15 protein-coding genes are annotated in these 16,514 nt (G+C 37.1%); 7 read left to right on the top strand and 8 right to left on the bottom strand.

Translation table 11 applies throughout. The features are described 5' to 3' along the window. The first annotated feature begins 305 nt into the window (after positions 1 to 305). The 5 genes from DRF60_RS05245 to DRF60_RS05225 all read left to right on the top strand — a co-directional run bounded on the left by DRF60_RS05245 (position 306) and on the right by DRF60_RS05225 (position 8,734). Positions 306 to 2,690 carry a TonB-dependent receptor gene (locus DRF60_RS05245; protein WP_185144571.1) on the top strand — a complete coding sequence of 795 codons (2,385 nt, stop codon included), beginning with the start codon at positions 306 to 308 and terminating at the stop codon, positions 2,688 to 2,690. A gap of 28 nt (positions 2,691 to 2,718) precedes the next feature. Beyond that, positions 2,719 to 3,282: a hypothetical protein gene (locus DRF60_RS05240; RefSeq protein WP_116011046.1), complete on the top strand. Its 564-nt coding sequence runs from the start codon at positions 2,719 to 2,721 to the stop codon at positions 3,280 to 3,282. A 139-nt stretch (positions 3,283 to 3,421) separates the two neighbouring features. Next, positions 3,422 to 4,756 (top strand): trigger factor, encoded by a 1,335-nt coding sequence (locus DRF60_RS05235; protein ID WP_116011045.1) that lies wholly within the window; start codon positions 3,422 to 3,424, stop codon positions 4,754 to 4,756. A 280-nt stretch (positions 4,757 to 5,036) separates the two neighbouring features. Further along, positions 5,037 to 5,723 carry a hypothetical protein gene (locus DRF60_RS05230; protein WP_116011044.1) on the top strand — a complete coding sequence of 229 codons (687 nt, stop codon included), beginning with the start codon at positions 5,037 to 5,039 and terminating at the stop codon, positions 5,721 to 5,723. 152 nt (positions 5,724 to 5,875) lie between these two features. Continuing rightward, the gene (locus tag DRF60_RS05225; RefSeq protein ID WP_116011043.1) at positions 5,876 to 8,734 is read left to right on the top strand and encodes a M16 family metallopeptidase; all 2,859 of its coding nucleotides are present in this window, start codon (positions 5,876 to 5,878) and stop codon (positions 8,732 to 8,734) included. 144 nt (positions 8,735 to 8,878) lie between these two features. Here DRF60_RS05225 and DRF60_RS05220 read toward each other — a convergent pair whose 3' ends face one another. The 3 genes from DRF60_RS05220 to DRF60_RS05210 form a co-directional block, all read right to left on the bottom strand. Next, on the bottom strand, positions 8,879 to 9,244 hold the full coding sequence (locus DRF60_RS05220; RefSeq protein ID WP_116011042.1) for a helix-turn-helix transcriptional regulator: 366 nt from the start codon (positions 9,242 to 9,244) through the stop codon (positions 8,879 to 8,881). Positions 9,245 to 9,431: 187 nt separating this feature from the next. Continuing rightward, positions 9,432 to 10,016 (bottom strand): DUF3109 family protein, encoded by a 585-nt coding sequence (locus DRF60_RS05215; RefSeq protein ID WP_116011041.1) that lies wholly within the window; start codon positions 10,014 to 10,016, stop codon positions 9,432 to 9,434. Positions 10,017 to 10,021: 5 nt separating this feature from the next. Further along, positions 10,022 to 10,927: a DUF6427 family protein gene (locus DRF60_RS05210; protein ID WP_116011040.1), complete on the bottom strand. Its 906-nt coding sequence runs from the start codon at positions 10,925 to 10,927 to the stop codon at positions 10,022 to 10,024. 42 nt (positions 10,928 to 10,969) lie between these two features. On the opposite strand from DRF60_RS05210, the gene DRF60_RS05205 reads away from it, so the two are divergent. Further along, positions 10,970 to 11,203 (top strand): DUF6341 family protein, encoded by a 234-nt coding sequence (locus DRF60_RS05205; RefSeq protein ID WP_111956350.1) that lies wholly within the window; start codon positions 10,970 to 10,972, stop codon positions 11,201 to 11,203. Between the two features lie 78 nt (positions 11,204 to 11,281). On the opposite strand, the gene DRF60_RS05200 is transcribed toward DRF60_RS05205, so the two are convergent. From DRF60_RS05200 to DRF60_RS05180, 5 genes are all read right to left on the bottom strand, one after another. Continuing rightward, positions 11,282 to 11,719, bottom strand: a complete 438-nt coding sequence (locus tag DRF60_RS05200; protein WP_116011039.1) for a universal stress protein — start codon at positions 11,717 to 11,719, stop codon at positions 11,282 to 11,284. Positions 11,720 to 11,778: 59 nt separating this feature from the next. Then, a complete protein-coding gene (locus DRF60_RS05195) occupies positions 11,779 to 12,384 on the bottom strand; it encodes a fumarylacetoacetate hydrolase family protein (RefSeq protein WP_116011038.1) in 606 nt (201 codons plus the stop codon). Positions 12,385 to 12,466: 82 nt separating this feature from the next. Continuing rightward, positions 12,467 to 12,865, bottom strand: a complete 399-nt coding sequence (locus DRF60_RS05190; RefSeq protein WP_116011037.1) for a putative signal transducing protein — start codon at positions 12,863 to 12,865, stop codon at positions 12,467 to 12,469. 5 nt (positions 12,866 to 12,870) lie between these two features. Further along, the gene (locus DRF60_RS05185; protein WP_116011036.1) at positions 12,871 to 13,635 is read right to left on the bottom strand and encodes a 3'-5' exonuclease; all 765 of its coding nucleotides are present in this window, start codon (positions 13,633 to 13,635) and stop codon (positions 12,871 to 12,873) included. 93 nt (positions 13,636 to 13,728) lie between these two features. Further along, positions 13,729 to 14,442 carry a CDP-alcohol phosphatidyltransferase family protein gene (locus DRF60_RS05180; protein WP_116011035.1) on the bottom strand — a complete coding sequence of 238 codons (714 nt, stop codon included), beginning with the start codon at positions 14,440 to 14,442 and terminating at the stop codon, positions 13,729 to 13,731. An 89-nt stretch (positions 14,443 to 14,531) separates the two neighbouring features. On the opposite strand from DRF60_RS05180, the gene DRF60_RS05175 reads away from it, so the two are divergent. Next, positions 14,532 to 16,460, top strand: coding sequence for an LTA synthase family protein (locus DRF60_RS05175; RefSeq protein WP_116011034.1), 1,929 nt, complete (start codon positions 14,532 to 14,534; stop codon positions 16,458 to 16,460). Positions 16,461 to 16,514: the final 54 nt, after the last annotated feature.

The following is a 16,514-nucleotide window of genomic DNA, read 5'->3' as shown; positions in this document are numbered from 1 at the left end:
TTGACTTTAATTAGATTTAAAGTTCAATACTTGGGTTTAAAGCTATTGATTGATAGCTGTAGATGTGGTTAAGGATTCCGGATTTTCGGGATACGAGATTGCAGATTAAGGATTTTAAGGCTTGAGAATGCATAGATAGGATTAATTGTCTAATATTTCAGTCTGATATCTGACATCTCCTATCTGACATCTCATTCATTAGTCACTAATACTTTTTACATTGTACATTTTACAATTAAATAAACCCATTCAACAAATTTTTACGAAGAATGTACCTGCAACGGTACACAATCAATCTATTGACAATGAAATTGATATATAGTCTGATGTTGGTTCTATGTGGACTGACATTGATAAATGCACAAAAAACGTATACTGTAGAAGGAACTGTTCAGGATTTTCATGATAAAACGGCGTTAGAAAATGCAGTGGTGAAGATCGGGGGATTTACTGCCAAAACAGATCATGCAGGTAAGTTTACGTTGAATAAAATTCCTGCGGGAAAATATACACTCATTGCGAAGCATCCTGATTGTAATGATCATACTGAAAATATAGGAGTTAATCAGGATCTTAACATTGCCATTACTTTAGAGCATCATGTAGGGGATATTGAAACGGTAACCCTGCATGGAAATCACAGGAATAACAGCTCTGTTGTATTGAAAACACTTGACAAAACTGAAATAGAAAGAAACTCTACAGAGAATCTTGGAAATCTTCTTTCCAAAATTTCAGGAGTTGCCGTTCTGAAAACAGGTAATAACATTACAAAACCTGTGATCCATGGGATGTACGGAAGCCGTATTTCTATTATGAATAACGGGGTGAAGATGGCAGAACAGGAATGGGGAGCTGAACATGCCCCGAATGTAGATGTGAACGATTTCGAACATATCGATGTCATTAAAGGCGCATCGGCATTGAAATATGGAAATGACGGAGTAGCGGGTGTTGTCCTGCTGGAACCTGTTGTCCCTCCGAAAAAAGACACCATCATGGGAAGCCTCAAATTGTCAGGGATTTCTAACGGAAGAGGGGGGGAGATTGCAGCAAATGCTCTTAAATCATGGGAAAACGAATGGTTTGTAAAAGCTGGAGGAAGCTACAAAAAGACAGGTGATCTTTATATTCCCCATCATACCCTTCAGAATACCGGAGCAGAAGTGAATTCTTTCAATTTTTCTTTTGGTAATCATGGTTTTATGCAGGGGTTTGATGTTTCCTACAGCGGAGTCAATCAGGAATTTGGGATCTATAAAGGGGCACATCTGGGCAATAATTATGATGCTTATATGGCTATTAATTTCGGACAGCCCTATTTCCTGGACGATTTCAGTTATGATATCACCAATCCTAAACAGGATGTAGAACATCATATTGTAAAGCTTTCCGCTTACAAACGCTTCGCTGATTTCGGAAAACTTACGTTCCAGTACAGCTTTCAGCTAAACAGACGTAAAGAATATGATATCAGAAGGGGAGAATTGAATGATGTTCCTTCAATGGATCTAAGGCTCATTACTCATACAGCAAGTCTTACGCATCTTATAGAGCGCGCGGGCTGGAGTCTGGAAAGCGGTATTTCTGCAGGATATCAGGATAATTACCCCAATCCTGCTACTAAAGCAAGAAGATTGATTCCTGATTACTACAGATACGATGCAGGAGCTTTTTCCGTATTTAAATACCGTTTCAGCCCAAAACTGAATGCAGAAGCCGGTGTGAGATATGATTTCAGCAGATATGATTCTTATAAATATTATGACGGATCGGAATGGGAAGAAAAATATGCTTCAGTTTTTCCACAGTTTTATGTTCAGAAAAATGACAGCAGGATATTGGCCCGTCCTATCTTTGATTACCATAATTTCTCTGCCAATATCGGCTTGAATTACCAGCCTTCCAGGGATTTCGATATTAAATTTAATTTTTCAAGAATGAGCAGAACACCGAATCCGGCGGAATTATTTGCTGACGGGCTTCACCATTCTGCGGCGATCATTGAAAAAGGAGATTTAAGAATCAAAAAAGAAGAAATCTATAATGCTAATCTTTCTCTTACCGGACGTTTTGATGTTTTGAAGGGGCTTCAGGTGGAAGCAAATCCGTATATTATGTTCTCGGACAGCTTTATCAATCAGATGCCGGTAGGTTTCCAGTCGACCAATAGAGGAAGTTTTGCTATCTGGGAATACCAGCAGGTAAAAGCAAGGATTTATGGGATTGATGCAGATGCTCAGCTTAAAATTCTTGATAACCTGAAATGGACGACCAGCTTCAGTGCACTGAAGGGCGAGGACCTGACGAAGAACGAACCGCTTATCCTGATGATGCCAACGAATCTTAGAAATTCTATTGAGCTGAACCTTAATAAACCTTCCGGTTTCTACATCAGACTGGAAAACGAAAATGTTTTCAAACAGAACCGTTTCCCGATCAGAGATCAGAGCGTACAGTTTATCCAGGATGGCGAACTGCTTACAAGAGTAATTGATTACAGCTCTACTCCGGCTGCGTTCTCCATATTTCATGCGTCTGTGGGAGCAGACCTTTTCAGGAACCTGAATCTGAATTTCAGGATCAATAATATATTTAATAAAGAGTACAGGGAATATCTGAACAGATTGAGATATTATATGCCTGAAGCCGGAAGAAATTTCGTAGTTACTCTTAAATACAACTTCTAATTATTAATACTTAAAATTTAAAATTAAAATGAAAAAAATATTCAACATAACACTTTTATTATTAGCTGCAGTTTTATTATTCTCTTGCCGAAATGATGACAATACCGATATTCCGGAAGATATCCATGAGCACGAAGAGATTTCCAAACTTCAGGTGACTGTCGAAGATAACGCAGGAGGAACTCCACAAATTATTAACTATATCGGAGGAGTGGCAGATAAAAAAATAATTCTGCAGAATGGAAAAACCTACAATGTAAGCCTGGATTTCCAGACTGCTCATGGTGATCATTTTCACAGTGCCAATGATGAGATCATCGAAGAGAAAGACGAGCATTTCATTACTTACAAATTTGCAGGCGTTGATGTAAATGTAAAAAGAGCAGCTGATGATATTGTAAGAACAGACGGAAATAAATTAGGCCTTAAAACAGTTTGGACGGTTACCAATGCACCTTCCAATGCTACTGCCAACATTAAGCTGATCCATGCACCAAGTGCTGTAAACCAGAATTCACCTTCTGCAGATAATCAGCAGGGAAGTACTACAGGTGGAGAAAGTGATGTAGATGCACTAATTGGTGTTCAATAATTAATACTTCACATCAACAAAAACCACTGAGATTTTCAGTGGTTTTTTGTTTATAAACATTTGAATGCTAAGAATTGATTATAAGTAGGTAATTCTCATAAAAATTTCATATTTTTGCAACCTAAAATTTTAATCAATAATGAAGGTTACCGCACAAAACCATGATGACGTAAGTGCATTACTTACAGTGACATTGGAAAAATCTGACTACAAAGAAAAAGTAGACAAGCAGTTGATTAATTATGCTAAAAATGCGCAAGTTCCTGGTTTCAGAAAAGGGAAAGTGCCTTTAAGTATGGTTAAAAAACAATATGAAGCAGGTATTGCATTCGAAGAAATCAACAAACAGGTTTCTGACGCATTGAATAACTATGTTAACGAAAACAAGTTAAGATTAGTTGGTCAGCCTGTTCCTCAGCCAGTAAACCAATTGGATTACAACGCTGAAAAAATTGAAGTTGCTTTCGAAGTAGGATATGAGCCTGAATTTACTATAGATTTAGCTAAATATGAAGCTCCTCATTATAAAGTAGAGGCTTCTGATAAAGAAATTACGAAGAGCATTGAGAACATGCAGAAGCGTTTTGCAGAGCAGGTTCCTCAGGATAAAATCACTAAAGATTCTTATGTGGCTTTAGAAATTTCTCAGGTTGTAGAAGAAGATGCTGAAGGAGAGCACCACCACCATCCAAAGAACGTTACCATTACTGCTGAAAACAAAGAAGCTTTCAAATTGGTAAAAGCTTTAAAAATGGACGGTTCTGTAAAAGTATCTAAAGAAACTCTTGCAGGTAGCGAAGAATTGGCTAAAGAATTAGGATTCAGTAAAGAAGAAGTTGAGCATTTACACCATGCTGAAGTAGAAGTTAAAGTAAAAGATTTCTATTCATTAAACCTTGCTGAGCTTAATCAGGAGCTATTCGACAAAGTTTACGGAGAAGGAACAATCAAATCTGAAGAAGAACTTAAAGAAAAAGTAAAATCTGAGTTGGATGAATACTTCCAGCAGAATGCTGACGTTCACTATGTGAATAAAGTATTGGAGCAGGTTACTGAAAAAGAAGAAGTGAAACTTCCTGAAAACTTCCTGGTAAAATGGTTATTATTCTCTAACCAGAATATCCAGTCTGAAGAGCAGGCTAAAGGAATTCTTGAAGCAGAGAAAAGCCAGTTAAGATACCAGATTATTGAAGGTAAATTAATGACAGATAATGACATCCAGCTAGACTATGCTGATGTATTGGCACAGGCTGAGCAGTTGGTAAGAAATCAGTTGGCTATTTACGGAATCCACCACTTAGGTGATGAGGAAATCCAGAAATATGCTGTTGAAATGTTGAAAGACCAGGAGCAGGTAAGACAGATTTCTTCTGAGGTTGCTATGGCTAAACTGAAAGATGTAATTCTTGAAAAAGCATCTAAAAAAGAAACTAAAATCTCTCACGACGAGTTTTTAGAAGAGCTAAAAAAGTAATTTAGTCCGATATAAATATTTCAAAACCTCCGAGAAATCGGAGGTTTTTTATCTCCAGATCAAAATTTATATTTCTTTTAATATATTTCTCAATTTTATTACCCGAAATCGCTACTATAAGTCCATATCATAAAGATAGTTTTATCATTTTAACTCCGGATATTCTTAAAAAGCCTTAATATATCCGGGCAGGAACTATCCCGTATTTCCCATAACTATCCCGTGTTTATTTTCTTGTGGTCAATATTCATATATTTAGACCCTTAAACTTATTATAGATATGAAAAAGATCATCATTCCACTTTTCTGTGCCGTACTCTTTGCAGTTCCGGCAGCAGCTCAACAGGCAAGTTCAGCTCCCGCAAAGACGGAAGTCATGAAATCTAAGTTGACCCCAAAAGAAGTTATTGATAATTACTTTAAAGCTTTGGGCGGTAAAAGCAAATTAGAAGCAGTAAAATCTACAGTTATTGATAATACACTGAATGTTCAGGGAATGGATATCACCATGAGCACTACAAAAATGGGCAATAAATTTAAATCTGTACAGACCGCAATGGGACAGACGGTAAGTCAGGTTTTTGACGGTGAAAAAGGATATATTGAAAGAGCCGGACAGAAAACCGATTTCCCTGCCGATAATATTGCCGAACTGAAGAAAGGGACTACTGTTGAGGCGCTAGCTTTTAACCCTGCCAATTTTCAGACAGTAACAGTAGAAAAACTGGACGCTAAAGATTACAATGTATTGTCTTCAGATAAAGGAAAATTTTATTTTGACGCTACTACCGGACTTTTATATCAGTCTTCTGTAGGAGAAGGAAGTGTTACCGTGAAAAACTATATGACGGTGGATGGCATAAAGTTCCCTTCTGAAGTAGATATTGACGGAAAAGGACAAAAAGTAACGATAAAGACGACTAAAGTGGTTTTAAATACCATTACATCTGATGCGGATTTCAAATAAAAACTTATGTTTTATAGTACAAAAGCCGGATATCCTCCGGCTTTTTTGCTGCCTGAACAATTTTAACTCAACTTTAACTATAATACAAATTGTAAGACTTCTTTAGGTGGTGAATAATTGATACTTTTAGTCTGAAAATAAATTCAAATTATATGAAGAAAGTTTTATCCTCATTTGCGGTCATCTTCCTGATGTCTTCAAATGTTTTCGGACAGAATATTCCTGTGGATTCTTCCGTGAGAGTCGGTACCCTTCCCAACGGAATGAAATACTACATTAAAAAAAATACATTACCTGAAAAGAAAGTGGATTTCCGTCTGGCTATCAATGCCGGATCTATTCTTGAAGATGAAAACCAGAGAGGTTTAGCACATTTTATGGAGCACATGAATTTCAATGGAACCAAGAATTATCCGGATAACAAACTTGTCGATTTTCTACAGTCTATCGGGGTGAAATTCGGTCAGCACCTTAATGCCTATACAAGTTTTGACGAAACGGTATACATGCTTCCGGTTCCATTAGATAAGCCCGGAAATCTGGATGCAGGACTAAAAGTAATGGAAGACTGGGCTTTCAATGCAACGCTTTCCGATGCACAGATCAATAAAGAAAGAGGTGTTGTTCTGGAAGAATTAAGACTTGGTCTTGGCGCAGATAAAAGAATGGCAGACAAATATCTTCCTAAATTATTATACAAATCTCAATATGCAGACAGGCTTCCGATCGGTAAAAAAGAAGTGTTGGAAAACTTCAAGCCGGATGTGATTCGAAAATTCCATCAGGATTGGTACAGACCTGATCTTATGGCAATTGTGGTCGTAGGAGATATCAACGTAGATGAAGTTGAAAAAAAGATCAAAGATAATTTCAGTAAATATAAAAACCCTTCCAAGCCAAGGGAGAGAAAAGTATTTGATCTTCCTAATCATAAAGAAACATTAGTAGCTATAGAAACTGATCCGGATGCTACCAATTCAATGGTTCAGTTCATTATGAAAGATACTGAGGCGTATCAGCCGGATGTAACGGTTGAGCAGTACAACCAAAGCATTGTTGAAGGTCTTTCCACCACAATGCTGAACAACAGGCTGAAAGAACTGATCAACTCAAATAACCCGCCTTTTACTTTCGGATCGGTTTATCATGGAGGAACCTATGCAAGAAGCAAAGAAGCCTTCCAGGGATTTGCCATGGTAAAAGAAGGAAATCAGTTAAACGCTCTGAAAGTTCTTTTGGAAGAAGTGGAAAGAGCGAAGAGATTCGGATTTACACAGACTGAACTTGACAGGGCAAAAGCACAGATGCTGTCCAACCTCGAAAGATCCTACAACAACCGCGACAAGACTGAAAGTGATAGGCTGGTAGATGAGTATGTAAGAAATTTTCTGGAGCAGGAACCGATGCCGGGAATTGCCTGGGAATATGAAGATACAAAAACCTTCCTTCCTAAAGTTACTTTGGCTCAAACCAATGAAGTGATCAGGAAAATGGTGAAGGATGACAGCCGGGTGATCGTAATTACAGGACCTAAGAAAGATAACGTTACAATGCCTACAGAAGCAATGGTTCTGAATACATTTGAATCTGTAAAAATGGCGGATCTTAAGCCTTACGAAGAAAAAGAAGCCATCAAAAACTTAGTGAAGCCATTCAAATCGGAAGGAAAAATTGCTAAAACAGAAACGGATGCCAAACTGGGAACCACAACATGGACATTAAGCAACGGAGCAAAAGTAACCTTCAAAAAAACCGATTTCAAAGATGATGAAATTGTATTTTCAGCAAGAAGCTTAGGCGGAAACTCCCTGATCTCCGATGCAGACTTTATTAAAACTCAGTTCGCTTTTGCAGCATTATCTGAAGCGGGAGTAGGTGGATTGTCAAAAGCAGATCTTACCAACTATCTTGCAGGAAAACAGGTGAGTGTAAATCCAATGGTTGGACCTTATTATGAGGGAATTTCAGGAAGAACTTCCCAGAAAGATTTAGGAACTGCTATGGAGCTTACGTACGCTTATTTTACAGGATTAAATTACAACCCTGCCGCATTCAATGCTTACAAAGAAAAGCAGTCTGCCATGCTGGATAACCTGTTGTCTAATCCTCAGGCTTATTTCTCCAATGAACATGCGAAATTCATGAACCAAAAGAACCCAAGATTCATCGGACTATTCCCAATGGAAAAAGATTGGGCCAATACAGATTATAAAAAAGCATACGACATCTATAAAGAGAAATTTGCCAATGCTGGAAACTTCCAGTTCTATTTCGTAGGAAACATTGACGAGACTGTATTTAAAGAGCAGGTGCTTCAATATATCGGTAGTCTTCCTTCATCAGGAAAAACTTCAACATTCAAAGACACGGGCTACAGACAGCTGACCGGAGATTATTCAAAAGTGTACAAAAAAGGAAAAGATCCTAAGAGTCTGGTGACGATCTCTTACAGTGGAGAAACTCCTTACAATGAGAAAGAAGCTTTGGCTCTTTCAGCGCTTGGAGAAGTAGCTACAATCAAGGTGATCGAAAAGCTTAGAGAAGATGAAAGCGGGATCTACGGTGGGGGAGCGAGAGGAAGTATGAATAAAATTCCTTACAGCGCCTATAATTTTAGCATCAGCTTCCCTTGCGGACCGGAAAACGCAGAAAAACTTACGAAAAGTGCCGTTACCGAACTTCAGAAGCTGATCGATAAAGGCCCTGAACAAAAAGATCTTGACAAATATAAAGAAGGAGAGTACAACGATAACAAAACGGAGCTTAAGGACAATATGTTCTGGCTGAACGCTCTCGCTAAACATCAGTTGGATGGAAGTGACAAATATGACATCCTTAATTATCAGGAAAAAGTAAAAGCACTTACTGTAAAAGATCTTCAGGATGTTGCTAAAAAGTACCTGGCAAAAGGAAAGATTACAGCAACGCTGATGCCGGAAGACGGATGGGAAAATGCTAAAAAAGAAGAGGCAAAACCAGCAGCAGTTGGAGCAACAGTAGTTAAGCAGTAATTTATTTTAAAATAATTGATAAATAGAAACCGCAGATCAGTCTGCGGTTTCTATTGTGTTAACAGAGTTAACATATGCCTGAGCTAGCCTTTAAAGTAATAAAGAAGTTAATCTGGAAAAATTGCTGTTCAAGAAAAATCTAGTTTATTTTTTTTCTTCCTTCATCTTTTTGATCTCTTCCTTCAGCAGTTCTATATATTCCTGAAGATTCTTTATAATAGACAGACTTATTTCATTATTAAAATTAGTAACGCTTCCCATGGCATAAGATCCCGGACTATCATTAAATACCGGATTCTGAATGATGGTATTAGTTTCATCATCTTCATAAATTTCCTCAACGGGAAGATCCAGAAACCGTGAGATTTTGTCCCACTCATCTTTAAAAATTCTTACATCACCGCTTTCCTTTCTGCTGTAGTTAGATACATCAGTAGCGATGATGTCGGCAATCTGCTGTTGTGTATAGCCCTTTTGTTTTCTGATTGTGCGTAATTTATCTTTTTGCATAGCCGGTTTTTTTACAAAAATGCGAATTTAAATTGTATTCTTAAAATCCTTCCTAATCTTTTTGAAGAATGCCCAGTGATCAGCATACAAAATTAAGAGTTGAACTCTTAAGATTTGTTTTTTTCCCTTTTAGAATATATGTGAAATCAGAAATCCGCTATATATATTGGTCTGCTTTTTTTATTGGTTAAGAGCCGTATGCTTTTTTCCATTCATCAGCAGCCTCGCTTAAAACACTGTAGAACTCTTCACCATATTTTCTGGTCAGTGGAGTTTTCAGGAACTTGTAAACAGGAACCTGTAATTCCTTCCCAAGCGTGCAGGCATCGCTGCATACACTCCATTCGTGGTAGTTCAGGGCAGTAAAAGTAGAATATTCCGTGACACGGATCGGGTAGAGGTGGCATGAGATCGGTTTCTGCCAGTCTACGGCACCATCTTCATAAGCTTTTTCAATACCACATTTCGTGATTCCTCTTTCGTCGAAAGTTACATATGCACATTCGCGGTCTTCTACCATGGGCGTAACGTACATTCCATCCTCCGGATCAGTTGTCCATGTTCCCTGTTCCTCAAGGGCTTTGATGCCTTCCGGAGTAAGATAAGGCTTTATTTTATCAAAAATACGGTCTAAAATCTCAAGTTCATCCTTATCTAGCGGAGCACCTACATCTCCTTCCACACAACATGCACCTTTACATTTCGTAAGGTTGCAAACAAATTCTTCGGAAAAAATATCCTCGGAAATCAATTTATCGTCTATCTGAATCATAATCTTTAAAATAAATTAAAATACGTACCTGCTTTAAAAGCAATCAAACTTATAATGATAAGCCATAAGCTCACCTCCTGCATCCAGTATTTAGGCAAAAATCTCATCATCCTGCTCAGGATAATGCTCGATGGGAATGCCAGAAGCAGTAAATATTCATAGTTTTTATTCATGTACAGAATAATAGTTACCAACTGGGCCAGTGAGAATACAAGCAAAAATGTATACTTATATCTGCTTATCGGGCTTTTCTTATTATAGTTTTTAAAGTGGTCATATACCGCATAAATAAGCATCAGGAGAATAGGTATTAAAGGAAGCAACTCAGTATAATCCGTCATCGGTCTCATTTTTCCAAAAGGAAAATAATCAATATTCCATGTAGTAAACTGGAAAAAGAACATGATCGAAAAATAACTGAAAGCGATCAATACAGTTCCCAAAAGGAACCTGAAAAGATTCAAGCTTATTTTTTGAGATGTTGCAATTACGTGAGCGATTACAAAAAGAGCCATGGGCCATGTAGTAGGAAGAAAAATAAAATTCAGGGCAACTATGGCTCCTACCAGAACATAAGACTTCTTCCTGATGTCTTCATCTGCACTGGTTAAAAGCAGCAGCAGAAAAGAATTGGTAAGCAGTGCAACGGCAATTCCGATATCCAGATTTCCCGGATAAAGTCCAAAAATAAAAAATGTATATAAAAATAACGGCAGATGCGTCTGGTAATTAAGGGCAATACTGTGAAAACAAAAATATCCCAAAGCGATTCCCAGGAAAGTTATTCCTGCGATAATCGCCTCATAAGTGTTGAAATTCAGTATGTTAAATATTATGACTACTAAAAGAAGAAAACCAATATAAACAGGAATTGAAAAAATATTGCTTTCTTTTGAAAGTAATTTAAACATTTTTTATAAATTTGTACAAAGTTAATTTAAAAAAGGAAAATAATGACGTCTTTCTGGTTATTCTTAAGTAAAGTTTTCAAATGGGCCTTCGGTTTTTTTGATGCATTTGGAAATGTTCTAAACTGGATTTTATTTATCGTTTGCTGTGTATTGTTTACTTACTGGTGCTATGTATTGGTAGTAAAACTAGGTGGTGATAAAGATAAAGACTATTATTCTCCAACTGAGGGTAAGAACCCTTATTACGATCCTAAGATCTATAAAAAAGAAGGTTAATTAATTGGTTATATAGTAAAAAACCGATCGGACTCTGGTCTGATCGGTTTTTTTATTAACGATTAAAATTTATTTTCTCTAGTCGTGGATAGGAAGCACCAGTACCGGAACATGAGAATCTTTTGTAAGTCCTTTCGTTAAACTTCCTACAAAAACATCATAAATTCCGCTTCGTCCGTGTGATCCCATTACGATATAATCAGCATTTTTGGCTTTTGCATATTCCAGGATCGTATCTTTTGCAATGCCCTGCTTTAATAGATGCTCACAGTCTATATCATGAGCAATAATCCTTTGCTCAATCTTATTCAGCTGTACAAGCTCCTCTCTGATCTCGTTGGCTTCTACTTCAGGAAAATATTGATATCCCATATCACCGATAGCAAAACCAATATCCGAAGGTGCTACGTGAATCAGAAAAATTCTGCCGTTCAGCTGTTTTGCAAATTTTACAGCTCCATCTACAAGCTGTTCTGTTTTGTCCCCAAAATCTACGGGTAGTACAATATTTATCATGACCTTTAATTTTGTTATTTAAAGATAAGAAAAATTGCCCAAATTTTCATGTTAAATACTTATAATATTCGAATATCAAGAATTTTATCATCTTTCAGATAAGCTTCAAGAATATCATTTTCATTCACCTTTCCCACTCCTTTTGGAGTTCCGGTAAAAATAAGATCACCCACTCTTAATGTAAAATACTGAGAAGCAAAAGCAATAATATCATCAATGCTGAAGATCATATCTTTTGTGTTGCCATCCTGAACTTTTTCTTTGTTTTGTAGCAATGAAAACTGCAGCCCTTCAAGATCATAATTTTCTTTATTGAAAAAGTTGCCTACCACTGCAGAACCGTCAAAGCTCTTGGCTAGCTCCCATGGAAGACCTTTGGATTTCAGCTCACTCTGAAGATCTCTTGCCGTAAAATCTATACCTAAGCTGATCTCTTCATAATGTTTGTGAGCCACCTCTTTCTGAATGTATTTTCCTCCCTTTGAAATCTTTACAACAACTTCCAGCTCATAGTGCACGTCATTGGAAAATTCAGGAATGTAAAAATCATTTCCTTTTAAAACCGCTGTATCGGGTTTTATGAAAATAACCGGTTTTTCAGGAATTTCATTTCCTAATTCTTTTGCATGTTCACTGTAGTTTCTTCCTATACAAATGATTTTCATAACTCTTTAATTATTTATTTTAACAACTGTAGATCTGCCAATGCAGTTCAGTCGCGAAGAAGTATTTTTAATTTAAATGATATTAGTGCGTAAACTCATTTCCGCAGTAATAACATACAAACTTCTGGCTTGCCAAAATGGAAATTCCAAAAAAACTCGTTGCCCTGTCGTTCCTGTAAATATGGTTTGAACCACATTTCGGGCATATAAAATCAAATTCAGGATCCTTAATTGTATGTTCTACCTCTAATGAATACGCTTCATTATCATTATAATCCTGCAGGATTTGTTTCGCTTTTTCCAGATCATTTTCAAAAACCTGAAGCTGAATACCTCCCACAGCCTGTGAAAGCAGCCAGTCAGACTGGATGAGCTGCTCATTGGCAATGAAACCGTTCACTCCGTTTTCGGCAAGGATTTGCTTGTCCCTGTTGGCTTCAAGGGCAGTTTCGTAAAATTTAAAACGAACTAGGTTTGGCATTTTTTTTAAAATTTACCTGACAATTGAATTTTTGTGAAGACTTTCTTCGTGTAAAGCGGAAAATCGGCGTTCTGAAGCCATCCGTAATAGCCCAGGTCTTTCTGGAAAACAGCTTTTACCACCTGTCCTTTGTATTTTCCGAAATTAAAAACAGGTTCTGATTTTTCATTATATCCAATGAATCCGGCAAGATCTGCATTCTTATTGTGGAATGTAAATTCGCTTAAAGGAGCAATCTCATTAGGGATATCGTCATACTTTCCCACCTGTGCATCCAGCACTTCAAAAGTGGCCATCACATCAGCTTCCGCAGAGTGCGCATTTTCCAAAACTTTTCCACAGTAAAACTGATAGGCAGCCCCTAAATTTCTCGGTTCTTTCTTGTGGAAAATAGTCTGCGCATCTACCAGTCTGAATTTGCTGAGGTCAAAATCAATTTCTACTCTTAACAGCTCTTCTGCCAGAAGCGGAACATCAAAACGATTGGAATTGAAGCCTCCCAAATCACTTCCCGAAAGCATTTCCATGATTTTTGGAGCAATTTCTCTGAATGTTGGAGCATCTTTTATGTCTTCATCATAAATTCCGTGGATCTCACTGCATTCTTTCGGAATAGGTATTTCCGGATTTACGCGCCATGTTTTGCTTTCTCTGGAGGCATCCGGATTTACTTTTAAAATACAGATCTCTACAATTTTGTCTTTTCCGATATTGGTTCCTGTTGTTTCAAGGTCAAAAATGCAGAGAGGTTTATGGAGTTTTAAATTCATGTCTATAAATTTGATAATGTGTTAATTTGAAAATAGCTAATCTTTAAATTTGTAACTTCTAAGGTCTAAAATCTGATGTCTCACATCTGATATCTACTTCAGCTGTTTCTGAAAAATCAATGATACTACTATATAATAAATAACAAGCATTGGAATGCCAACGATCTGAAACAGGGCCAGAATAGCAATTCCGCCGCCCAGCAAAAAAACTTTCGGGTAATTGTCCTGAAGCTTTTTAGATTTGAACTTCATAGCCATCATCTTAATTGGACTGATCAGAAGCCATGATGTGATAATAGTTAATAAAACTAAGAACAAAGAATTTTCAAATAAAAATCCAAAATTTCCTGTTTTTTGGAAAGCATAATATAATCCAAACAGCAATACTGTGTTGGTAGGTGTATTCAGTCCTTTAAAATAATAACGCTGTTCCTCATCAAGGTTAAAGATCGCCAGCCTGAGGCATGAAAAAACAGTCACCAGAAGACCAATATAGCTTACATCAAAAGGAAGATGCAGCCCAAATATTTCATTTCCAAAAGGTTCCAGCGCTTTATACATCGTAAGACCGGGAATCAGTCCGAAGCTTACCATATCCGCCAGCGAATCGAGCTGAAGTCCAAGATTGGAGTTTGATTTTAGGGCCCGGGCTACAAACCCGTCAAAAAAATCAAAAACAGAAGAAAAAATGAGACAGATGGCCGTAGTCTGGTAATCTCCTAAAATAAGATGTATTGCACCTACACAGCCCGCAAATAAATTGGCAAGCGTCAATAAATTGGCAAGATTATTTTTTATGAAATTCATGTCAACAAAAGTACAGTTTTTCCAAATTTTAACCTGAAATATTATGAAGGAAAAAATACATTAATAGGTTTTTGATGTAAATTTGTCGAATGAAATTTTTTAAAGAATTTAGAAAACGAGAAGTTCTGGTCCTTTTTTACCGGATTTTCTTAGCATATGTTTTTTATCAGTTTGCCCGGCTTTTGTTTTGGTATTTCAATAAAGAGCTCATCAAAGTAGATTCCGTTTCAGATTATTTCAACCTGGCATTTCATGGAATAGCTTTTGACACCACGGCGATCTTATATGTCAACGCTTTATTTATTCTGTTAAGTCTGATCCCGATTGTCATCAATACAAAGAAAGTGTACCAGACCGTTTTATTCTGGCTGTACTTTATTACCAACGGAATTGCCTATATTATGAATTTCGGTGATTTTGTCTATTATAAATTTTCACAGGCAAGATTAACATCTACAGCATTAGAGGTTGCAAAACATGAAACCAACATTTTTAAAGTATTTACGGTTTCTTTAGGACAGCATCCTTTTGTTCTTGCATGGTTCATTATTTTAATGGCGCTTTGGGTTTTCTTTTATAAAAAGGTAAAGATTACAGAACAGAAACCTGTAAAACTTATTCCGTACTTTATCTGGTCTGTAGTAGTTCTTTGCGGTACGGCTGTTTTAGCTGTTGGAGGAATCCGTGGAGATTTCAAGCACAGTACAAGACCCATTAATTTAGTAGATGCCAACCGTTTTGTAGCAAATCCCCTGCAGGGAAATATAGTGTTGAACAGTACATTCTCTTTTTTCAGAACTTTAGGAACCAATAACTTTAAAGAAGTTCATTTTGTAGACGAAAAATATATTGCTGATCATATTCAGCCTTATAAGATATACGACAGGGAAGTGGAGAACCGTCCCAATATTGTCATTTTTATTGTTGAATCTTTTGGTAGAGAATATTCAGGAGCTTTTAATAAAGACAAAAATATAAACGGTTATGTTTCCTATACCCCCTTTATAGACAGTCTTGCAGGCCAGAGTTTGATTTTTCCTAATACCTTTGCCAATGGTAGACAGTCCATTCATGGGATGAGCAGTGTTTTGGCAGGAATTCCAAGCCTTACCGATGCTTTTACCAGCTCACCGTATTCCAATCAGAAAATTCAGTCTATAGTGTCGGTTTGTAATGATCTGGGTTATGATACTTCTTTTTATCATGGAGCTCCGAACGGATCCATGGGCTTCCTTGGATTTGGGAATATATTGGGCTTCAAGCATTATTTCGGGAAGAATGAATACAACCGTGATGAAGATTTTGACGGAATGTGGGCCGTATGGGATGAACCGTTTCTTCAGTATTTTGCAAAAAACGTTGGGAAAAAACAGCCTTTTATGAGTACAGTATTTACAGCGTCATCACACCATCCTTTTAAAATCCCTGAAAAATATAAAGGGAAGTTCAAAAAAGGAACTATAGAAATGCACGAACCGATACAATACACGGATTATGCCATCAAAAAATATTTTGAAACTGCTAAAAAGGAACCCTGGTTCAATAATACAATTTTCGTTTTCACAGGAGACCATACCAACCAGATTGCTTACGGTGAGTATGAAAAAGCTATGAACCGTTTTGCTGTTCCTCTAATATTATACTCCCCAAATCCGGAATATAAACTTAAAGGCGTGAATCCTGAAACAGCGCAGCAAATAGATATCTATCCTACGCTGGCAGACCTTATCGGATACAATAAACAAATCAGAAGCTGGGGGAGAAGCCTTGTAAGCGATAAAAAATATCCGTCTATTATAGTGAATTCAGATGGAAGTTCGGAACAGTTCATTATTGGAAATCATATGTACCGTTTCGACGGCAGGGAAATCACAGGAGTATATGAAAAGAATGATCTTGGGTTTACTAACAACCTGATGGGAAAAGTAAAAACACCGGAAACAGAAAAAGAAATGCAGACGGCAAAGGCATGGTATCAGGATTATATGGACCGGGTGATGAACAGGAAACTTAACTGATGCTTAGCAAATGTTTAAATCATGAATTTTGGTATAAGTGTTGTTATATAATGC

Origin of the sequence: Chryseobacterium elymi (assembly GCF_003385495.1) — a bacterium.
GTDB lineage: Bacteria > Bacteroidota > Bacteroidia > Flavobacteriales > Weeksellaceae > Chryseobacterium > Chryseobacterium elymi.
This window is presented reverse-complemented; position numbering and strand designations above follow the sequence as displayed.